The organism is Nocardia coffeae (assembly GCF_019890715.1).
Classification (GTDB): Bacteria; Actinomycetota; Actinomycetes; order Mycobacteriales; family Mycobacteriaceae; genus Nocardia; species Nocardia jiangxiensis.
This window is the reverse complement of record NZ_JAINZY010000003.1, coordinates 451,330-472,540: the sequence shown is the minus strand read 5'-3', so window position 1 is coordinate 472,540 and position 21,211 is coordinate 451,330. Positions and strand designations below refer to the sequence as shown.

Genomic DNA, 21,211 nt, shown 5'->3' with positions numbered 1-21,211 from the left:
CTCCTCGCTGTGGTGCATGCCGCGAAAATCGCGGCGGGTCAACGGATTCCGGCGCGACGCAGCCGCATGGCCAGTTCGGCGGCGGCCTCGCGCAACACCTCGCCGATGCGGCGCTGCTCCCCCTCGGTCACCTGGTCCATCGGCATCGAGCAGCTCAGCGCGTCGGTGGCCGGAATCCGGTACGGCACCGCCGCGGCGGCGCAGGCCACGCCCGCGGTGCCCTCCTGCCGCTCGGTCGCGTAGCCGCGTTCGCGCACCACGCCCAGTTCGGCGTGCAGGGCGTCGCGATCGGTGATGGTGTGCTCGGTGAGCGGGCGCAGCCGTGCGGGCAGCAGTTCGCCGAGTTCGGCATCGGCGAGTTCGGCCAGCAGCGCCTTGCCCAGAGCGGTCGCGTGGGCGGGCAGCGCCCGGCCGACCCGGGAGATCAGGTGTCCCGAGCTGCGCGATTCGCGAGTCTCCAGATACACCACCTCGGCGCCGGCCAGCCGGGCGTAGTGCGTGGTGAATCCGGTCTGCTCGCGCAGCCGCTCGAGCGTTTCGGTGGCGAACGGCATCGCCGGATCGCGGTCGAGATAGGCGGTGCCGCACATCAATGCCCGCACCCCCAGCCGGAATCGGGTGCCGGTCTCGTCGGTCTCGATCCAGCCCGCATCGCGCAGGGTGCGCAGCAGACCGTGCAGGCTCGATCGGGGAAATCCGGTGGCGGCGTGCAACTGCGCCAGCGACAACCAGGATTGCTGTGCGGCGAACACCTCCAGCAGGGTGATCGCGCGTCGCGCGGATTTGACCCCGGTCGCGGATTCGGCCGTGGAACCGGTCCCTGCCACGGGGTCGGATCCGGATTCGAGCAGATGCTCACTGCCGATGCGGCGCTGCATGGCACTCCTTCGGTGGGTGATCCGTGTCTCGGAGGCTATCCAGGCGCCTCCGCATTCTCAATCCCGAATACCTCCGGCTTTCGGAAAGTATTCAGATATATGAATCACGAGTGATACCTCTTGGGCATATTGTGATGCTGAAACGATGTTGGACGGGTATCACCGACTCGTCCTAGCCTGCAAAGGAAACCGATGCCCACACAACCCGCCCGCACCACCGAGGAGCAACCATGACCGGCGACGGCAAGCTGTCCGCCATGTTGTCCCTGGAACAGGTGCGCGGATTCGTCGTCGTCGCGGAGGAAGGCAACTTCCGCCGCGCCGCCGAACGATTACAGATGACCCAGCCACCGCTGAGCCGCCAGATCCAGAAGCTCGAACGCGATATCGGCGTACTGCTGCTGGACCGAACCCAGCGACAGGTCGAATTGACCCCCGCCGGTGAGGTTTTCCTCGCCGAGGCGCGTCGGCTGCTCGCCCTGGCCGAGGCCGCGCCCAGCACCGCACGACTGGTCGCGGCGGGCCGCACCGGAACCGTGCGGATCGGTTTCACCGCCACCGCGGGATTCGGCTTCCTGGGCCGATTCCTCAACCAGATCTCCCGGTCGCTGCCGGAGATCGAACTCGTGCTCGCCGAACAGGTCAGCGCCGTGCAGTTCGAGGAATTGTCCAGCGGCAAACTGGATCTCGCCTTCGCCCGCCCGCCCTTCGACCGCGCCGAGTTCGACGCGCGACTGGTGCATCGCGAACCGCTGGTGCTGGCCCTGCCCGAAGGGCATCGCCTGGACGCGCAGACCCCGCTGTCGCTCGACGAACTCGAGGGCGAACGGCTGCTGGTGTACGCACCCGGCCCGGCCCGCTACTTCGCCGAACTGATGACCAGGACCCTGGCCGGGATCTCCTACGATCCCGCCGACCGGCTGACCCAGGTGCACACCATGCTCGCGCTGGTGGCCGCCGGACGCGGTCTGGCCCTGGTCCCCGAAACCGCCAGCCACCTGCATCCCGACGGGGTGCGCTACCGCCCGCTGTCGGGGGTGCGCGAACCCGCCGAACTGTATGCGGTCTGGCGGCGACATCCCGCGAATCCGGCCCTGCGCCGGGTCATCGACCTACTGGAGTCCTGGCCGGACTCCTGAGTCCGGCCAGGGCAACCGCCCGCGAATGTCATTCCCCGAGGAGGAAACCCGTGTCACAGATATCTGCCGAAGATCTCGGCCCCGCGCTGGGCCGCGGGCTGCTGTCGTTCCCGGTCACGCATTTCGACGACGCTCTGGCGTTCGACGAGGCCGCGTATCGGGAGCACATCGGCTGGCTGGCGCAATACGACGTGGCCGGGCTGTTCGCCGCGGGCGGCACGGGTGAGGGATTCTCGCTGACCACCGCCGAGATCGATCAGGTGGTGCGCGCCGCGGTCGCCGAGACCGAGGGCCGAGTGCCGGTGATCGCCCCGGCCACTGCCGGAACCGCCGTCGCGGTCGAACAGGTGCGCAATGCCGAAGCCGCTGGGGCGCAGGGCATTCTGCTGCTGCCGCCCTATCTGACCGAGGCCGGGCCGGACGGTCTGGTGGAACATGTCGCCGCGGTCTGTGCGGCCACCTCACTGGGCGTGATCTTCTACAGCCGCGCCAATGCCCGCATCGATGACGTCACCGTCGCGCGTATGGCCGAACGCTGCCCGAACCTCGTCGGATTCAAGGACGGCGTGGGCAACATCGAGACCATGACCCGCATCTACGCGCGGATGGGCGACCGGCTCACCTATATCGGCGGGCTGCCCACCGCGGAGACCTTCGCGCTGCCGTACATCGAAATGGGCGTCACCACATACTCTTCGGCGATCTTCAACTTCGCGCCCGAATTCGCGCTGGAGTTCTACCAGGCGGTGCGCGCGCACGACCGCGACGAGGTGTACCGGCGACTGCGCACCTTCGTCCTGCCCTACCTGGACATTCGCGATCGTCGCCCGGGATACGCGGTATCGATCATCAAGGCGGGCCTGACCGCCGTGGGCCGCCCGTCGAGCCGGGTGCGCCCGCCGCTGACCGATCTGGCCGCCGACGAGGTCGCCGAGCTGACCGAGCTCGTCAAGAGCATTGCCTGACAAGGAGATCCGTCATGTCCACCCCATCCTCCGTACTCGACCGGATCACCGGCGTCACGCTCTCCTCGGTCACCCTGCCGCTGCCCACCGGGATCAGTGACGCCAAGGTCCTCACCGGACGGCAGAAGCCGATGACCGAGGTCGCGGTGCTGTTCGCGGAGATCACCACCGAGGCCGGACTCGAAGGTATCGGCATCAGCTATTCCAAGCGTGCGGGCGGGCCCGGACAGTTCGCGCACGCCCGGGAGATCGCGCCGGTGCTGATCGGCGAGGATCCCAGCGATATCGGCAAGATCTGGGACAAGCTGATGTGGGCCGGGGCCTCGGTGGGCCGCAGTGGGCTGTCCGTGCAGGCGATCGCCGCCTTCGATGTCGCGCTGTGGGATCTCAAGGCCAAGCGGGCCGGTCTGCCGCTGGCGAAACTGCTGGGTGCGCACCGTGATTCGGTGCGCTGTTACAACACCTCCGGCGGTTTCCTGCACGCCCCGATCGAGGAGGTGCTCGACCGCGCCACCGCTTCGCTGGAGTCCGGGATCGGCGGTATCAAGATCAAGGTCGGCCATCCCGACAACGCGGTGGACCTCGCGCGGGTCACCGCGGTGCGGGAGCAGATCGGCGACCGGACGCCGCTGATGGTCGACGCCAACCAGCAGTGGGACCGGCCGACCGCACGGCGGATGTGCCGGGCGTTCGACCCGCTGTCCCTGGTGTGGATCGAAGAACCGCTGGACGCCTACGATTTCGCCGGGCACGCACAGCTCGCGCAGACCTTCGACACGTCCATCGCCACCGGCGAGATGCTCACCAGCGTGGCCGAGCACAGCGAATTGATCAGGGCCGGAATCGATATCGTGCAGCCCGATGCGCCGCGCGTCGGCGGCATCAGCCGATTCCTGGACGTGATGTCCCTGGCCGGTCGCGAACATCTGCAGCTGGCACCGCATTTCGTGATGGAGGTGCACGTCCACCTCGCCGCGGCATACCCGATCGAGCCGTGGGTGGAACACTTCGAATGGTTCGACCCGCTGTTCAACGAACGGCTCGAGATCCGCGACGGACGTATGCACCTGTCGTCACGTCCGGGCCTCGGGGTGACCCTCAGCGATCAGGCGCGCGCCTGGACCGTCGACGAGTTCCGGATTCGTGCCTGAATTCCGCTCGCCGACCACAGATTCCGACTACTGGTGGAGGACACAGTGACTACCGAGACGTCCCCGGAGGACATCGATCGCATCGTCACCGCGGCGGTGGACGCCGCGGAACAGCTCGCGCAGACCACGCCCGCCGAGCGCGCCCGCTGGCTCGAGGCCGCGGCCGAGGCGCTGGAGAAGGCTTCGGACGAGCTGGTCACGTTGGCGGCGAAGGAAACCCATCTGCCCGAGCAGCCGCGACTGCGGTCGGAGATGGTGCGCACCGTATTCCAGCTGCGGCTGTTCGGGCAGGTGCTCGCCGACGGTGAATTCCTGCGCGCCGCAGTCGATCACGCCGATCCGGACTGGCCGATGGGGCCGCGGCCGGACATCCGGCGGATGACCGTTCCGATGGGACCGGTGCTGGTGTTCACCGCGAGCAACTTCCCGCTGACGCTGAGCGTCGCCGGGCACGACACCGCCGCGGCGCTCGCGGCCGGATGTCCGGTCGTCATCAAGGCGCATCCCGGGCATCCGGAACTGTCCGCGCGCACCTTCGCGGTGCTGTCCGAGGCACTGCTCGGCGCGGGCGCGCCGGAAGGGACCGCCGGCATCGTCTACGGGGTGCAGTCGGGTGTGACCGCGCTGCGTCATCCCGGTATCGCGGCGGCGGCGTTCACCGGATCCGAGGCCGGTGGCCGGGCCCTGTTCGACATCGCCAACGCGCGGCCGCGGCCGATCCCGTTCTACGGCGAGCTCGGCAGCGTCAATCCGGTGGTCGTGACCGAGACCGCGGTGCGCGAGCGCGGGGCCGAGGTGGCCAGCGGGTACGTCGGATCGTTCACGCTGGGAGCCGGACAGTTCTGCACCAAACCCGGTATGTTGCTGCTGCCCGCCGATCACGGCCTGGACGAGGCACTGCTGAACGCGGTCACCGCGATTCCGGCACAACAGCTGCTCAACGATCGGATCGCACACGGCTACCGCGACGGCCTGGACCGGCTGCGGGCGCATCCCGCGATCACGGTGCTGTACGCGCCCGAACCCGGTACGACCGAATTCGGCCCGACGCTGCTGAAGGTCACCGGCGCGGACTTCCTCGCGCAGGCCGAATCCCTGGATGTGGAATGCTTCGGCCCCGTCTCGCTGATCGTCGAATACGCGGGGCCGGACGAACTGCGCACCCTGCTGCGCAACCTCGAACCGGGCCTCACCGCCACGGTGCACGCCCAGGACTCGGATGCGGACACCGTCCGCGCCCTGCTGCCCGCGCTCACCGGCCTGGCCGGACGCCTGATCTGGAACAGCTGGCCCACCGGCATCACCCTGTCCTGGGCCCAGCAGCACGGCGGCCCGTACCCCGCCACCACATCCCCCCAGTTCACCTCCATGGGCACCGCCGCCATCGACCGCTTCCTGCGTCCGGTGGCCTGGCAGGGCTTCCCGGAAGCCCTGTTGCCGCCCCCGCTCCAGGACGCGAATCCGTGGAATCTGCCCCAGCGCGTCGACGGGGCGCGCTGAACGGAACACGCACTGACACAACGTTTCCCATGAGCGGTTACGCACACCCGCGCGAAAGCCCCGCCTGAGCCGATCCTGTCGATGTGCCGAACCCACTCGGCACATCGACAGGATCCGCTCATGGACTGCGAATCAGCGACTCGTACAGCATTCCTCGCGGATCACACCGCCGGATCTCGTTGCGGGGCAGTCGCTACCGAAGATCGAGGGCGCGACCCCTCGCGACGAATCGATGGAGTACGCCGATGAACGCCGAACCAGGCACCGGTACAACACTTCCCGTGATCACCGACGTGCGGCTGACGCCGATTCTGATCGCCGATCCGCCGCTGCTGAATCTGTCGGGGGTACATCAGCCGTATACGCCGCGGTTGATCGTGGAGGTCGAGATCGAGGGCGGGATCGTCGGAGTCGGTGAAACCTACGGCGACACGGTGTATTTCGAGCGGGCCGCAGTACTCGCGCCCGAGCTGATCGGGCGGTCGATCGGCGCGGTCAACTCGATCGGCGGGATCGGCCGGGGTGCGAGCACACTGCTGGACGCGCAGCCCGCGGCCAGCGGCTTGCGGGGTGCGCTGACCACGGACAAGGTGCGGCTGAGTGTGTTGTCCGCGTTCGAGGTCGCCGCGCTCGACGCGCTGGGCCGGCATCTCGGCGTACCGGTGCACACCCTGCTGGGTGGCAAGGTGCGCGATCGCGTCGAGTACTCCGGATATCTGTTCTACAAATGGGCCGAGCATCCGGTCGACGACGCGCCCGCCGACGACTGGGGTGCGGCGCTGGATCCGGCGGGTGTGGTGCAGCTGGCGCGAAAGTTCTTCGAGTACGGCGGTTTCCGCTCGTTCAAACTCAAGGGCGGGGTGATGCCGCCGGACGAGGAGATCGCGGCGATCAAGGCGCTGGCGGCCGAATTCCCGGGTATGCCACTGCGTTTGGATCCCAACGGCGGCTGGGCGCTGCCGACCGCGCTGCACGTCGCGCAGGAGCTGACCGGCGTCGTCGAATATCTCGAGGATCCCGCGGTGACGGTCGCGGATATGGCCGAGGTGCATCGGCACACCGGAATCCCGTTGGCCACCAATATGATCGTGACCGCCCTGGACGAGGTGAAACCCGCTTTCGACCACGACGCGGTGCAGATCGTGCTCTCGGACCACCACTACTGGGGCGGCCTGTTCGCCACCCGCGATCTGGCCGCGGTGTGCCGCGCGTACGGCCGGGGCCTTTCCATGCACTCCAATACCCACCTCGGGATCAGCCTGGCCGCGATGACCCACGTCGCGGCCACCGTCCCGGACCTGGAATACGCCTGCGACAGCCACTATCCGTGGCAGAGCGAGGACGTGATCACCGAGCGGATCACTTTCACCGAAGGCGCGGTCACCGTCCCGGACGCGCCCGGACTGGGCGTCACGCTCGACCGCGACGCCGTCGCCCGGCTGCACGAACGCTGGAATGCCATGCCGCACCTGCACGACCGCGACGACATCGCCGCCATGCGCCGGGCGGACCCGGGATATCAGGACCCGGGCATCCCGAAATACTGATCAGCCGGGCAGGTTCGCGCACAGGATCGGGGCGAACAGCAGCGTCGGCTTCTCATCGGAGAGGATCTGCGCCATCGGGCCCTTGTGCACGTTGACGTACCAACCGGTGGCCGGCGGGGCCTGGGTGACGCCGTCGACGGTCGCGTTCAACGTCCCCTTGCCCGAGGCGTCGGTCCGCAGATCCGGCAGTTCGTGGACGACCGGCCCCTGGGCGGTGCAGCTTCCGGAGTGGATGTGCACGCCATGGGTCGAGTTCGGAGACAGTCCCGTCGCGGTGAGGTCGACGTGCAGGCTGTGCGCGGCGGCATCGTAGGACAGTGCGACGGTCCCGGCCGGGGGCATCTCCTGGACCGTCGGCGCGGCCATGGTGACGGTCACCGGGCCCGAACCCGACGACCCTCCGGCGGGGATGTCACCGCAGGCGATCGAGGTGAAATTCAGCTGACCGGGATTGCCGAGCGTGGCACTGGGCGCGAGATGCACGTTCACATACGCCCCCGTCGGGATGCCCGAGGCCACCGGCTCACTGGTCACCGTCTGCTTCGCCACGCCGCCGGCGTTCGCGGTGATGTCCGGGAACGGGATCGAAGGGGGCTTGCTCTGATCGGCGCAGGTGCCGGGATGCACATGCATCGCGTGCGAGCTGCCGGGGGTCAGACCGGACAGATCGACCGCCGCGCTGACCACCTTGGTGCCCGGGTTCCAGGTCAGCACGACCTTGCCCGTGGGTTGTGCGCGCAGCGGCACACTCGCGGCCGACCCCTTCGCCGTGGTCGGCGGTGCCGCGGACGTGGTAGAGGAGTTGGAACCGGATGACGAGCAGGCCGTCGCCGCGGCAAGCAGAACTGCTGCGGCACAGCACAATACGGCATTTCTGTGCATATCCATCCACCCTGTTCGGTAGTCGGCCCGCCAGCCGCGAACCGGCCGCGGGATCGAACGGAATCCGGACGCACATCGCGCTGCACGGATCCCGCGGACGTCGTCCACATGCCTGTACCACGAAGACGATAGTCACCACACGGTTCAGCACAACCCTTCACCCGGAATACCGGGGAGAAGTCGACGGTTGACTCCATCCGATACATAATCGGACCGCAGTCCGTTTCGCCTCCGGCAACCGCCGGGAGCGATCGCCGACCCGAGATGGATACCTTTTCGATGACGACAACGACCAATACCGAAGCCACCACCGCCGACACCGCCGCGCTCGAATCCGCGGACGGCTCGGCCCGGCTCGGCTCCGATATCGGCCTGCTGATCCTGCGCGTCACATTCGGCGCGCTGCTCGTCGTGCACGGCACCCAGAAGCTGTTCGGCTGGTTCGGCGGTTACGGCCTCGGCGCGACCGCCAAGGGGTTCGGTTCGATGGGCTACACCCCGGGCCGATTCTTCGCGACGCTGGCCGGACTCAGCGAGGTCACCGGCGGCGTCCTGCTGGTCCTGGGCCTGCTCACCCCGCTGGCCGCCGCCATCGCGCTGGGCACCATGATCAACGCCGTCCACGCGAGCTGGAGCCAGGGTTTCTCGGGCGGATACGAACTGCCCCTGGTCTATGCCCTCGCCGTCGTCGCGATCGCCTTCGCCGGGCCCGGCCGCATCTCCCTCGACCACGGCCGCCCCTGGCAGCGCTCGGGTGCCGCGTGGGGGCTGGGCGCGGTCGTCCTCGCAGTAGTGGCCGCGCTGATCACCTTGGCTGTCAGGTAGTCACCCCGGCACAGTCTCCCGCAATGCAGCCGGCCCGGCCACGGATGATTCCGTGGCCGGGCCGATTCGGTATCAGGCGCCTATTCTCCTGCGGCGCGGGGGATTTCCCCGCCCGCCGCACGGGCGCGAGTGGCGCGGGCCGCAGCGGCGTCGAAGGTCTCCAGGAAGTCGAACGCCGGGTCCTCGTCGTCGATATCCATGACGACCGCACGGCGGCGCAGATCGCCGGCGTCGTCCCGGCCGAGATCGGGGTCGGCGGCACGCGCGGAGTCGCGGGCCCGCGCGGGCCGCGCGCCACCGGACAGCCGGGACGACCGGCGACGGCGGATGTCCTCCTCGAAACGCACCTGCCGACGCAGGTAGAACAGGTACCCCGCGAGCACCAGGGCGGACAGACCGCATCCCCACCACAGCAGCGGCGAGACCGCCAGCCCGAAACCACCGAACAGCAAGGCGCTCAACGCCAATGCGAGCGTCATCCGCTGCCGGTACCGGTAGCGAGCCGCGCGGGCAACCGCATCGGCTTCCGGATCGTAGCCGCCGCGGCCTCGCCGGTTGGGCACGAAACGGCCTGAGCCGGAACCGGATTCGTCCTCGAGCAGATCCGCTTCAGCAGCCGCGGCGGCGACCTCCTCGGCCTCGGGCGGATCCGCCGCCCGGCGCGACCCGGATACCGTGCGCGCCGGGGGAATTCGAGCGTTCATCGGGGCCGGTTCGTCCTCGGCCGCTCCGGAATCGTCCATCACATCCGACTCGACGTCCGCGACCTCGGCCGCTGCGGCGCCGGCATCCTCACCCGAGATGTCCGCTCCGTCCGCACCGCCGAATTCGGCCTCGTTCAACTCGTCGACCTCGGCCTCGATGACCTCGCCGCCGACGCCGCCCGCGCCGGTACCGCTGCTGTCGTCGTGCTCGGTGACGGGCTCATCGGCCGAAGTCGTCATCCGATCCTCCGCATCATTGCCGTGTAAAAGCCTTCTCTGCGCTCGTATGGGTACCCAGTCCGGGTCCGAGTCGTGCCCGGAGGCAGGCCCCGACTTGGCGCGTCGTCTGGAATCGCCCCGATGCAGTACCCGGGTGGCCAGAGCGGTATCGGTGGTACGCCGAATGCGTGGATACCGCGCGGCGAGCATCGGGAACAGCACGAAGACCCAGAGGACCACCAGGCCGACCCACAAGATCGAATTCGGCACTGCGCCCGCACCTCCGTCCCCGCCTGGCTGTCGACCCTGCGACAGATCTCGCAACCTGCTCATACATCGCCGACATGCTGCCGACCGTTCCCGCACCGTGTCCCGGAACGGCGGAAGATGTTGCACCGCCGCGTCGTCGAGCCACTGCACCGGCTCCCTTCCGGCGATGCAGGACGCACCACCGACGTCCGTAGGCTAATTCGGCCGCCGCGAAATCCGTCGCAGGCGCGCCGTCAACACCTGCCCCACGAGTAACACGGGTAAAGGCGATCGGGGTGGAACCGTCGCACATCAGGACTCTCTTCTCCGCCGTGGACAGCTCATGTGGGAGTGGCGCGGCCTGATCGGATGAGTCGATCGACCACGGTGCCGGACAGGTCCTCGACGGTCATGGCGACCAGAAGGTGATCGCGCCAGGCTCCGTCGACGTCCAGGTAGCGGCGCAGCATGCCCTCCTCGCGGAAGCCGACATTGCGCAGAACCGCCTGGCTGGGCAGGTTCTCGGGACGTACGGTCGCCTCCACGCGATGCAGCCCGACAGGGCCGAAGCAGTGATCCAGCCCTAGCGCCAAGGCGGCGGTCGCGACCCCCTGGCCGCCGACATCCTTCGCGACCCAGTACCCGATCCACGCCGAACGCAGTGCGCCGCGCACGATATTGCCGACCGTCAACTGCCCGCTGAAGCTGCCGTTCACCTCGATCACCAGAGGGATCATCGCCCCGCGCCGCGCCTCGGCCTTCAGACTCGACCACAGCGACGGCCAGTTCGAGGGATGATTGCGCGCCTCCCACGCTCCGCGACCCGTCGGCTCCCACGGTTCGAGATGATCGCGGTCGCGCACCCGGATGCGCGCCCACGCCGACGCGTCGCGCAATCGAACCGGACGCAGGGTCACCTGCCCGGCAGCCACCCGCACGGGTCCCAGATGCGCAGGCCAGCCGGGATGCTGCGCGGCCCGAAAAACATTCATGTCCATAACTGTTTCAGCCACGCTGAGCGAGAAAGGCAACCTGGACCTCGTCACCGGTGCGAACCTCGGTGATCTCCGGCTCGAGCACGATCAGACTGTTCGCCTCGGCCAGGGTCGAGAGCAGGTGTGAGGAACCGTTCACGCCCAGCGGTTGCACCAGATAATCCCCGGTCTGCTCGTCGCGCATCAACTGCGCCCGCAGATAACCGCGCCGCCCGGCCATCGAACTGATCGGCATGATGGTGCGCGCCCGCACGACTCGCCGCATCGGATGCCGCCTGCCCAGGGCGATGCGAATCAGCGGACGCACCATCACCTCGAAAACCACCAGTGCGCCAACGGGATTCGACGGCAGCAGGAAGGTCGGCACCTCGTCCCGGCCCAGTCGGCCGAAGCCCTGCACCGAACCGGGATGCATGGCGACCCGATCGATCGTCAACTCGCCCAAGCCCTCGAGCGCCTCCTGGATCTGATCCGACGCCCAGCCGCCGACCGCACCAGCGATCACCACCACCTCGGAGCGGACCAGCTGCCCCTCCACCACGTCACGCAGGCGCTTCGGGTCGGCGCTGACGATGCCGACGCGGTTCACATCCGCGCCCGCGTCCCGCGCGGCCGCGGCCAGCGCGTACGAGTTCACGTCGTAGACCTGCCCCGGACCGGGCGTGCGGTCGATGTCGACCAGCTCACCGCCGATCGAGATCACCGACAGCCGCGGACGCGGATGCACCAGAACCTTGTCCCGGCCCACCGCGGCCAGCAGACCCACCTGCGCCGCGCCGATGATGGTGCCCGCCCGGACCGCGATATCGCCGGGTTGCACGTCGTCGCCGATGCGACGCACGTAATCACCGGTGCGCACCGGCTCGTAGACCTTGATCCGGGCGCGACCGCCGTCGGTGAAGTCCACCGGCAGAACGGCATCGGCGAGAGTCGGCAGCGGCGCGCCGGTGTCCACCCGCACGGTCTGCCGGGGCTGCAACCGGATCGGCTGCCGCGAACCGGCCTCGACCTCGCCGACGACCGGCAGGGTCAGATCGACCGGATCACCGTTCTCGTCCCGGATGTCCGCACCCGCCCCCTGCACATCCACACTGCGCACCGCATAACCGTCGATGGCCGCCTGATCGAAACCCGGCAACGGACGTTCGGTGGCCACATCCTCGGCACACAGCAGACCTTGAGCCTCGGAGATCGCGACCCGGACCGGTCTCGGCGCAACAGCCGCCGCGGTCACTTTGATCTGCTGATCCTCCACCGAGCGCATGCAGCCCTTCCCTCACGTTCCGTGTCCGATGCGGCGCTCGCTCGGCTGCCCGCCAGACTACTCCGGCGAGGTCAGCTGCGGATCCCAGTCGGGGGCGAGTCGGTGCTCCAGCCATTCACGCAAGGCCGGCCCGTATTCGTCACGCTCCAAAGCGAAATCGACCGCAGCTCGAAGATAGCCGCCCGGGTTGCCCAGGTCGTGGCGCGACCCACGGTGCACGACGACATGGACCGGATGTCCTTCGGAAATCAGCAGGGAAATGGCATCGGTGAGCTGCAATTCACCGCCCGCGCCGGGTTCGATGCGACCCAGTGCGTCGAAGATCGCGCGATCGAGCAGATAGCGGCCCGCCGCGGCGTAGGTGGACGGCGCATCGGCGAGGGCGGGCTTTTCCACCATCCCGTTGACGCGCAACACGTTCGGGTTCGTGGCGTCGGGCACGGGCGCCACGTCGAACACGCCGTAGGCGCTGACCTGCTCCTTGGGCACATCGATGGCGCACAGCACCGAACCGCCGCGTTTGCGCCGCACCCGGCTCATCACGTCCAGGACGCCCGAGGGCAGCACCAGATCGTCGGGCAGCAGCACCGCGATGGCGTCCTCGTCGGGGTCCAGCACCTTCTCCGCCTGGGCCACCGCATGACCCAGACCCAGCGGCTCCTCCTGGACCACCGAGGTCACATCGAGCAGGCCCGGCGCCTTGCGCACCTTCTCCAGGAGATGGAACTTGCCGCGCTCCTCGAGGGTGTTCTCGAGCATCAGGTCCTCGACGAAATGCGCGACCACACCGTCCTTTCCGGGCGAGGTCACGATCACCAGGCGCGCCGCGCCCGAATCGGCCGCCTCGGCGGCGACCAGCTCGATACCGGGCGTATCCACCACCGGCAGCAGCTCTTTCGGCACGGTCTTGGTCGCGGGTAGAAACCTCGTCCCGAGTCCTGCCGCGGGGACCACAGCGGTACGGAAGCAGGATTTCGCGGTCGCGGATCCCTGCACCGTAGTGTCCGATCCAGCCTCGGCCGACCCGTTCGTCGTCCGACCGCCACCCCTCACGGAATCGCTGCGCGATGCTGTCATAAGCACACCCTATCCATCAGTTTCGTCGACCGGACGGGCTTCGCCCCGGCGCGGCACACCGGGAAGCCTAGGGGGCGGCCTCTGCGACCGCTCGCCGAGTTCCACACCGCACCGCGACGCGACGCGACCGTCCACCACCAGCGTGCTTGCAACAGTTCCCCGTCGGACCGAGCGGGAAACCCTGGTTGTACGTGAGCTTCCCGACTCCGGCGGACGGGCGTCGGAACCTGCGGGCGAGCGGCAGGAGCCGGATCCATGAGCAAGGGGACCGTGCGGAGTGGGTGCGGCGGCAGGCGAGCGCGGCCCGAGTATCGGCGGCATATCGTGGTCCGCGTGGAGATCGCTGGTCAGCTGGACAAACGTGAGTGGCGCGCGAGGCTGCTGGCCGGGCGCGCGGCGGTGGACCCCGCCGTCCACGAGTCGGAAGCGGCAGCCCTGGCCGCCGCGGCGTCGCGGCTGCCGCTCGACGACGCCGAGGAGGTCTGGGTGGCTGCCTACGTCCCGGTGCACGGCGAACCCGGCTCCGTGGCCATGCTCGACGCCCTCCGCACCGCGGGCGCGCGGGTGCTGCTGCCGGTGACAGGCCCGCCGGGCCCCCTGGACTGGGCCGAATACACCGGACGAGCGGCATTGCACCGCGGCCGCTACGGCCTACTGGAGCCGACCGGCCCACACCTGTCCCCCGCCGCGATCACCCGCGCCGCCACGATCCTGATCCCCGCCCTCGCGGTGGATCGACGCGGCGTGCGACTCGGGCGCGGAGCGGGCTACTACGACCGCACCCTGCCCGCCGCCCGCTCGGATGCCCGCCTCATCGCGATCGTCCGTGACGAAGAACTCCTCGACCAACTCCCCGAGGAACCCCACGACCGCCGCATGGGCTGGGCCCTGACCCCCGCCGCGGGCCTGACTCCCCTGTCGACGGCCACCTGACATCAACGGGACACCTATCCCATGGAGACACCAGCCCGCACACCCAGTTTCACCAGCCCCGTAGAACGCCGACACCTGGTTTGCGGCGCGGCTCGCCGCCCGGACGCGTGGCGGGTGCGAGGAACGAGTGCCCGACACGGGGCCGGGCGGTGAGCCTTCAGGCGCCGCAAACCCCGCCGGAGCGAAGCGGAGGCCAAAGACACAGCAAACCCGCCGGAGCGAAGCGGAGGCCAAAGATATGGAATTTAATTCCGATTAGTGTTGTTGGCACTGTCGGCTGTAGAGTGCTAACGACGGAGACTGTGGAGGTTCCTGTGCCTACTTACTCGTATCAGTGCACGCAGTGTGGCGATAAGTTCGACATCGTTCAGAAGTTCACGGACGATGCGCTGAGCACGTGTGAGAAATGCGACGGCAAGCTGCGCAAGCTGTTCAATTCGGTCGGGATCGTGTTCAAGGGCAGCGGCTTCTACCGCACCGACAGCCGCAGCGGTTCGACCACCGCGAGCGAGCCCGCCAAGGCGGAGGCATCCTCGTCGTCCTCGTCGAGCAACTCCTCCTCGGACGGCTCCTCGAGCAGTTTGAGCAGCTCGTCCACCAGCAGCACAGCCACGAGCTCGCCGGCTGCCTGACATATCGGCCGCAGTGGACGCACACGGTGTTGTCCACAGCCTCCGAGTTATCCACAGCCCAATTCTGACCAGCTGTTTTCCGGCCGGAGAGGCGTTCGACGAGCCGTAGCGTCCTGGACATGACGTACAGCGCGTCCGGCCGAGGCAGGTCGGCTCGATCCCGCCGCGGCGATCTCGACCTCGGCCGCATCCCTCGCTGGGAGTGGTTGCGGCACCGCCGCCCCGCCTGGCTGGACGGCACTCTGGCCCGCCGGATCCTGGCCGCCGCGCTCACGGTGCTGGCCGCATTCCTGCTCCTGCGCGGCAATCCTGCGGCACAGCGTGTCGAGGTCGTGGTCGCCGCGCACGATCTGCCGCCCGGTCGCGCGGTGGCCGCCGCCGATCTGCGCATCGCCGCCTTCACCGCGAACAGTCTGCCCGGCGGCGCGATCCACGAACCCGCACCACTGTTGGGGGCCACCCTGTCCGCGCCCATGCGGGCCGGTGAGATCTTCACCGATCTGCGGGTGCTCGGGCCGCGCCTGGCCGCGGCCGCCACCGCCGCACCCGATGCCCGGATCGTCCCGATTCGCCTGGCGGACAATGCCGTTGCCGAGATACTGCGCACCGGTGACCGGGTCGATGTGGTCGCCGCGGCCGAACCCGACACTCCGACCGCGACCCCCGCCCGCACTCTTGCCTCGGGAGCTGTCGTGGTGTCGATACCCGAGAGATCCGACACCGGGAAATCACCCCGATCGGAGGATCGCGTCGTACTGATCGCACTCGATTCCGCGCACGCCACAACCGTCGCCGCAGCATCCCTGCGCACCGCGCTCACGGTGATTTTTCAGTAGCGTTCATTCGATTCGCCAACTATTTGCCGCAAAATCCCTCTAGCATCCCCGATACCCGAACTATGAGCGGTGATCATGGGTGTCCACCGCTATGACCAGACCATTCGACACTGGCCGGGTACGCCGATGAGACAGGAGCAGCAAATGCTGAAGGGTTTCAAGGACTTCATTCTTCGCGGTAACGTGATCGACTTGGCGGTCGCGGTCGTGATGGGCACCGCATTCGTCGCCATCGTCACGGCGTTCACCGACGGAATAGTCAAACCACTCATCGAGATATTCGGCGGAACCGGCGATCTGGGCCTCGGATTCCGAATCATCGCCGATAAACCCGCAACCTATGTCGCGCTCGGCCCGATCATCACCGCGGCGATCAATTTCGTCATCATCGCGGCCGTGGTCTATTTCGCGCTGGTACTACCGGCCACCCACGCCAAGAAGCGCTGGGGCAAGGCCGATGCACAAACCGAAGCCGAACTGCTGACCGAGATCCGCGACCTGCTCGCCGACGGAAACAGGAGCACGGGCGGTCGCCACGAATCCCGGGCCGGACTTGATTCCAAGGAGCGAGACACCCTGTAGCAGAACGGGATACGCCGCTTCCCGATTTCCGCAGTGGGCCCGGCGCAAGATACGCCGGGCCCACCGTCGTGCCGGAGGAAAAGAATCCGATCAGCCCAGGCTGAACGGCTTACCCCACAACGTCACCCAGCTGATGACGCTGTCGGTCTGGACTTCGGCACTGATGAACGAACGCGCCTGCGCGTAGCCGGCGCAGCCGGTGAGACCGATGGTCTCGTCCGCCCACGAGACCGAGCCGTCGTTACCGGTGAACGCCAGGCGGGTCTTGTGGGTATCGGCGCCGAAGTCGTCCTTCTGCTCCAGATCCAGGACGTAGAACGCCTGCGCCTGGCCGGGGCCGAGAGTCAGGTTGCCGCCGGTGCCCATCGAGGCGCTGGGCGTGACGTTGCCGGAGCTGTCCCAGCTGCCGCCGACGCTCGGAGCGGCATTGACGCCACCACCGGAGATATTGACCTGGCAGCCGACGACGTAACCCGGGTAGATGTTGCCACCCTTGGCCGTTGTCTTGCCATCGATGTGGACGTGCGCGGTACCCGAGGCCCACGAATTGCGGTGCAGCGGAGTCGAACCCAAGGACGGGTTGATGTTCGCCGACTCGCCGTCCATCCAGACGTGGACGCTGGTGCCGTCGCTCAGCGGCCGGACGATGCTTCCGCCCGGCAGCGGGACGAAGGTGTCGGCGTTGGCGGCGCCGGTCGAGAGCAGACCTAGTGCGGCGGTGGCGACAGCACCGACGCCGGCCACACGGGCCAGAGACTTACGGATGTTCATATTTCGGTTCCCTCAAAGATGAATCGCTATGCGCGAGAATGGGATTGGCGGATCAGACCACGAAGGTCAGCCGATGCTGAACGGCTGCCCGTAGAGGGTGGTCTTCGAGTAGTGGTTGCCGACGACCTCGACAACGGTGTAGGCGCGCGCCTGCGCGTAACCCGCACAACCCTGGATCTGCATCTCCGCATCCTGGTACTCCACCGAGAAGTGGCCGGGGTGGGTGATATCGATCGAGTCGATCTGTACGAACTTGACCTGGCCGGGGCCGAGGTTCAAGCCGATCGATCCACCGACTGACGCGTCGGTCAGGCTGACGCTGCCGGAGACTCCGGCGGAGATGGCGTCAGTACCGATGTCGACCTGGCATCCGACGATGTAGCCCGAGTTGAGCTGGGATGCGCCATGGGTCGACGAATTGTTGGAGCCAGGACTGTTCAACTGTCCGTTGTTCGGTCCCACGGTGGCAGCAGGCGCATTGGGTACATCCGCCGACGCGATACCCGACACCCAGACAGTACGGCCGGCACCGTTGGCTGCCATGGAAGTCGAAATGTTCGCATGCTCGTGCGTGCGGGTGATCAATACACCATCTGGTCCTGCCTTCTGGCCGTCCGGCAACGGCACGAAGGTGTCGGCGTTGGCAGCGCCGGTAGATAGCAATCCGATCGCAACGGCTGCCGCCGCCCCGATACCCGCGAAACGGGCACCGCGACGCGCACCGCTGGTGCGGTTCTCGCTCATATTTCCCCTCATCAGGTTATAGCAGTCAGCCTCGACCACCGAGGCTGATTTCCGACCCCGACCACCGGGGCTGGAAACGCGGCCCGTTACCGGGCCCAGCTCAGTCTATTCGCCAGCATGTTGCCGCCGCCTAACCGGCGACATTCGTCGCGCTACCGCCAGACCAACCTGTCGGAACCGGGCTACGTTCCGCCGGGACCAACGCCGAGACGCCGTTCCCGGGCCCAAAAGAGCCGCTGTGGTATAGCCCAAAGGCGAACATTAAACGCAGTGAGGAGACGCTGACAACGTAAGCTCATGTAAACATGTTGTGATCTAAATCACATTAGCAAGTCTGCATACTACACGTCCTGCAAAAACCGTGTTAGCGCTCGCAAAATGGAACCGGCGCAAGACGCGGCTCGAGTACGCCAGAGCGACGCAATTGTGCTGACGGACCGATCATCCGTGATGCGGCGGAACCTGCGACCGCAACCAATCCTCCGATGATGTTCCCACAGTTGGGGATTCGCCGTCGGTACCGCGTTCATCGCTGGTGGTTTGCGGGAGGGTTTCGCCGAAGATGCGCGCCAACTTCGCGGCATCGGCCGCCGAACGCGCGGAACCCCCCGCCCGGCGCGGGCGGGGGGTTCGATCGTCCTCGTTCGGGGTGGAGCTCATTACTCGTCCAGACCGGACAGCTCATCGATGACCCGGCTGACCAGCGGGCCGAGCGTGGCCATGCCATCGCGCACCGCGGCCCTGGTCCCGGGCAGGTTGACCACCAGCGTGCTGCCGGAGATACCGGCCAGCCCGCGGGACAGACCGGCGTCGAGCGAGCCCGCGGCCAGACCGGAGGAACGCAGTGCCTCGCTGATCCCGGGAAGTTCGCGATCGAGCACCTCGGAGGTGGCCTCGGGGGTGACATCACGCGGGGACATGCCGGTACCGCCGGTCGAGATCACCAGGTCGACACCGCCGATGACGGCGGTGTTGAGCGCATTGCGAATCTCGACCTCGTCACCCGCCACCAGGACCGTGGCGTCGACCAGGAATCCGGCCTCGGTGAGCAACTCGGTCACCAGCGGACCCAGCGAATCCTCCCCGCCATGAGCGGACCGGTCGTCCACAATCACCACGAGCGCACGACCCGCCACAGGAGCATCGATTTCCATATCGCTAACCGTAGCGTCCGGGGGTGACAGGAAATCCGGTCCCCCGCTGCCGGAGTGGCGGTCCGTCAGGAGAGTCAGGGTGCGGGGCGGGCGGCTCAATGGGCACCGTCCGCGGGAGCTCCGGCGAGGGTCACCTGGACCGTCTTCTCGTTCTGTCCGTTGGTGTCGGTGTAGGTCAGCGAGACCTTGTCACCGGGCTGATGCGAACGAACCGCGGCGACCAGGGCGTCACCGTTGTCGATCACCAGATCACCGAGTTTGGTGACCACCACGCCCGACGGGATGCCCGCCTTGGCGGCCGGGCCGTCGGCAGCGACGTCCTTGACCACCGCGCCGTTGGCGTTGACGTTGCTGGGCGCCTGATTGAGCACGGTCATGCCGATCTGGGCGTAGGTCGCGTGGCCGGTCTTGGTCAGCTCGTTGGCCACCCGGCGCACCTGATCGACCGGGATCGCGAAGCCCAGGCCGATCGAACCGCTCTGCTGACTGCTGTCCGCGCCGCCGCCCAGGGTGGCGATGGCGGTGTTGATGCCGATCAGCTTGCCGTTCATGTCGACCAGCGCGCCACCGGAGTTGCCCGGGTTGATCGGCGCGTCGGTCTGCACCGCGGAGATCACGGTGCCGGTGGAACCGGACTCGCCGCTGGTGGACACCGGCCGATTGAGCGCCGAGACGATACCGGTGGTGACGGTCCCGGCCAGGCCCAGCGGGGAGCCGATCGCGACGACCGGCTGGCCGACCTGAAGCGACTTGGAGGTGCCCAGGTCGATCGGCGTCAGGCCGGTCTTGTTCTGCGCCTTGATGACCGCCAGATCCGAGATGGGGTCGACGCCGACGATCGAGGCGGAGCTGGTGCTGCCGTCCTTGAACTGCACCTTCATCTTCGCGTCGGGGCCCGCGCCGCTGGCGACGTGGTTGTTGGTCAGGATCAGCCCGTCGGAGGACAGGATGACGCCCGAGCCCTCACCCTCCGCGCGATCGCCGGCCACCTTGATCATCACCACGCTCGGCACGACCTTCTGCGCGACGGCCTGCACCGACCCGGCGGGCGCGGTGACCGAGGCGGGATTCGCATTCGGTGAAGAGCTGTCGAGCGCGCTGATCGAGGATCCGTCGCCGGAATCGGCGACCAGCGCGCCGACCGCACCGCCGATTCCGCCCGCGACCAGTGCCAGCACGATCGCACCGACGACCAGTCCACCCCGGCCGCGACGCGGCGGCGCCGCGGTCGCGTACGGAGCGCTCGCATAGGCGCCGGTGTTGTGTTCGGAGCCGAAGGGCGAACCCGCGACGGTCGGCACGGGACCGGTGGGCGGTTGCTGCCCGCCACCGGAGCCGTAGGCGTGCGGATACGGCGGCATCGGGGTGGTGTGCTGGGTCGGCGTCTCCCGGGACGCGTACGGGGAGTATTCCGGCGGCACCGAACCCGAGCCGGTCAGCTGGTCGGCCGGCGGGAACTGACCGGTGACCGGCTGCGGCCCGGACTGCGCGTACGGGGAGGGCGATTGGGCATACGGCGAGGGCTGCTGCCCGAAACCGGACTGCCCGAACGGCGACGGCGCGAAAGGCGAATCCGACGGCGTCGGCCCGCCCGGGGTCGGCTGCCCGAACGACGACTGCTCCGCGCCCGGCTGCGTGAACGGCGCCCGCGGCACGGCCGATCCCTGGGATGTGGACCCCGGCTGACCGGGCATCGGCTGCCCGAACGGCGAATCCGACCCGCTCGACGGCGGCTGCCCCCACGGTGACTGCGCCGGGGCGGACCGGGCGTAGGGCGACTGCGACCCACCCGATCCCGGCCATCCGGCCTCCGCGCCCGAACCCGCGGCCGCCGGCTGCTGGGCCTGCGGCTGCGCTGTGCCCGGCTGCGGCGTACTCGCTTCCGGAGTTCCGGTCCCCGACCCGGACGGCTGCGCGGGCTCTTTCGAAGGTTGATCCTCGGATGCCCCCGCCGGACGACCCGGCTCGGCGGACTTCTGCTCGGTCGGCTGTGCGTCGGGCGTCTGTGCCCGCAACTCCGAGTTCGCCGACGGCTGCGGCTGTTCCCGGTTGTCCTTCGGGTCCTCGGTCATCTTCTCGTTTCTCCTCACGTCTGCCGACCAGACTGATGACATCGACTGAGAGCGAACTGAGACGGCGCTTTCAGTTCTCCATCAGTTCTTCC

The 21,211-nt window shown here is 68.1% G+C and carries 20 protein-coding genes; 10 read left to right on the top strand and 10 right to left on the bottom strand.

Annotated elements, in window-relative coordinates:
- Positions 1 to 38: 38 nt before the first annotated feature.
- Positions 39 to 878, bottom strand: a complete 840-nt coding sequence (locus K7711_RS15585) for an IclR family transcriptional regulator (protein ID WP_222970024.1) — start codon at positions 876 to 878, stop codon at positions 39 to 41.
- A 230-nt stretch (positions 879 to 1,108) separates the two neighbouring features.
- On the opposite strand from K7711_RS15585, the gene K7711_RS15580 reads away from it, so the two are divergent.
- The 5 genes from K7711_RS15580 to K7711_RS15560 all read left to right on the top strand — a co-directional run bounded on the left by K7711_RS15580 (position 1,109) and on the right by K7711_RS15560 (position 7,180).
- Complete coding sequence (locus K7711_RS15580; RefSeq protein WP_235747211.1) at positions 1,109 to 2,017, top strand: LysR substrate-binding domain-containing protein; 909 nt, start codon at positions 1,109 to 1,111, stop codon at positions 2,015 to 2,017.
- 50 nt (positions 2,018 to 2,067) lie between these two features.
- A complete protein-coding gene (gene kdgD / locus K7711_RS15575) occupies positions 2,068 to 2,982 on the top strand; it encodes a 5-dehydro-4-deoxyglucarate dehydratase (protein WP_222970022.1) in 915 nt (304 codons plus the stop codon).
- A 14-nt stretch (positions 2,983 to 2,996) separates the two neighbouring features.
- Positions 2,997 to 4,133, top strand: coding sequence for an L-talarate/galactarate dehydratase (locus K7711_RS15570; protein ID WP_222970020.1), 1,137 nt, complete (start codon positions 2,997 to 2,999; stop codon positions 4,131 to 4,133).
- A 45-nt stretch (positions 4,134 to 4,178) separates the two neighbouring features.
- Entirely contained in the window at positions 4,179 to 5,633 is a 1,455-nt protein-coding gene (locus tag K7711_RS15565; protein WP_222970018.1) for an aldehyde dehydrogenase (NADP(+)), read from the top strand.
- Positions 5,634 to 5,878: 245 nt separating this feature from the next.
- Positions 5,879 to 7,180 carry an enolase C-terminal domain-like protein gene (locus tag K7711_RS15560; RefSeq protein WP_222970016.1) on the top strand — a complete coding sequence of 434 codons (1,302 nt, stop codon included), beginning with the start codon at positions 5,879 to 5,881 and terminating at the stop codon, positions 7,178 to 7,180.
- Here the strand turns inward: K7711_RS15560 and K7711_RS15555 are convergent, their stop codons facing one another.
- Positions 7,181 to 8,062, bottom strand: coding sequence for a CHRD domain-containing protein (locus K7711_RS15555; RefSeq protein WP_222970014.1), 882 nt, complete (start codon positions 8,060 to 8,062; stop codon positions 7,181 to 7,183).
- 279 nt (positions 8,063 to 8,341) lie between these two features.
- Between K7711_RS15555 and K7711_RS15550 the strand changes: the two genes are divergently transcribed.
- Entirely contained in the window at positions 8,342 to 8,887 is a 546-nt protein-coding gene (locus K7711_RS15550; RefSeq protein ID WP_222970012.1) for a DoxX family protein, read from the top strand.
- 80 nt (positions 8,888 to 8,967) lie between these two features.
- Here the strand turns inward: K7711_RS15550 and sepX are convergent, their stop codons facing one another.
- From sepX to K7711_RS15530, 4 genes are all read right to left on the bottom strand, one after another.
- Positions 8,968 to 10,080 carry a divisome protein SepX/GlpR gene (gene sepX / locus K7711_RS15545; RefSeq protein ID WP_222970010.1) on the bottom strand — a complete coding sequence of 371 codons (1,113 nt, stop codon included), beginning with the start codon at positions 10,078 to 10,080 and terminating at the stop codon, positions 8,968 to 8,970.
- A 320-nt stretch (positions 10,081 to 10,400) separates the two neighbouring features.
- Complete coding sequence (locus K7711_RS15540; protein ID WP_222970008.1) at positions 10,401 to 11,051, bottom strand: GNAT family N-acetyltransferase; 651 nt, start codon at positions 11,049 to 11,051, stop codon at positions 10,401 to 10,403.
- 13 nt (positions 11,052 to 11,064) lie between these two features.
- Entirely contained in the window at positions 11,065 to 12,318 is a 1,254-nt protein-coding gene (gene glp / locus K7711_RS15535) for a molybdotransferase-like divisome protein Glp (RefSeq protein WP_222970006.1), read from the bottom strand.
- Between the two features lie 57 nt (positions 12,319 to 12,375).
- A complete protein-coding gene (locus tag K7711_RS15530) occupies positions 12,376 to 13,314 on the bottom strand; it encodes a UTP--glucose-1-phosphate uridylyltransferase (RefSeq protein WP_222970004.1) in 939 nt (312 codons plus the stop codon).
- Positions 13,315 to 13,716: 402 nt separating this feature from the next.
- Between K7711_RS15530 and K7711_RS15525 the strand changes: the two genes are divergently transcribed.
- The 4 genes from K7711_RS15525 (at position 13,717) to mscL (ending at position 16,378) form a co-directional block, all read left to right on the top strand.
- Positions 13,717 to 14,328: a 5-formyltetrahydrofolate cyclo-ligase gene (locus tag K7711_RS15525; protein WP_308014786.1), complete on the top strand. Its 612-nt coding sequence runs from the start codon at positions 13,717 to 13,719 to the stop codon at positions 14,326 to 14,328.
- Between the two features lie 314 nt (positions 14,329 to 14,642).
- Complete coding sequence (locus K7711_RS15520) at positions 14,643 to 14,960, top strand: FmdB family zinc ribbon protein (protein WP_222970369.1); 318 nt, start codon at positions 14,643 to 14,645, stop codon at positions 14,958 to 14,960.
- A gap of 119 nt (positions 14,961 to 15,079) precedes the next feature.
- Positions 15,080 to 15,796: an SAF domain-containing protein gene (locus tag K7711_RS15515; RefSeq protein WP_222970000.1), complete on the top strand. Its 717-nt coding sequence runs from the start codon at positions 15,080 to 15,082 to the stop codon at positions 15,794 to 15,796.
- Positions 15,797 to 15,940: 144 nt separating this feature from the next.
- Positions 15,941 to 16,378 (top strand): large conductance mechanosensitive channel protein MscL, encoded by a 438-nt coding sequence (gene mscL, locus K7711_RS15510; protein ID WP_222969998.1) that lies wholly within the window; start codon positions 15,941 to 15,943, stop codon positions 16,376 to 16,378.
- A 90-nt stretch (positions 16,379 to 16,468) separates the two neighbouring features.
- Here mscL and K7711_RS15505 read toward each other — a convergent pair whose 3' ends face one another.
- The 4 genes from K7711_RS15505 to K7711_RS49300 form a co-directional block, all read right to left on the bottom strand.
- Positions 16,469 to 17,149, bottom strand: a complete 681-nt coding sequence (locus tag K7711_RS15505) for an MspA family porin (RefSeq protein WP_222969996.1) — start codon at positions 17,147 to 17,149, stop codon at positions 16,469 to 16,471.
- Between the two features lie 66 nt (positions 17,150 to 17,215).
- Positions 17,216 to 17,893: an MspA family porin gene (locus K7711_RS15500; protein ID WP_222969994.1), complete on the bottom strand. Its 678-nt coding sequence runs from the start codon at positions 17,891 to 17,893 to the stop codon at positions 17,216 to 17,218.
- Positions 17,894 to 18,552: 659 nt separating this feature from the next.
- Entirely contained in the window at positions 18,553 to 19,047 is a 495-nt protein-coding gene (locus tag K7711_RS15495; protein ID WP_083895422.1) for a MogA/MoaB family molybdenum cofactor biosynthesis protein, read from the bottom strand.
- Positions 19,048 to 19,142: 95 nt separating this feature from the next.
- Positions 19,143 to 21,119, bottom strand: coding sequence for a S1C family serine protease (locus tag K7711_RS49300; RefSeq protein ID WP_372460141.1), 1,977 nt, complete (start codon positions 21,117 to 21,119; stop codon positions 19,143 to 19,145).
- Positions 21,120 to 21,211 lie beyond the last annotated feature (92 nt).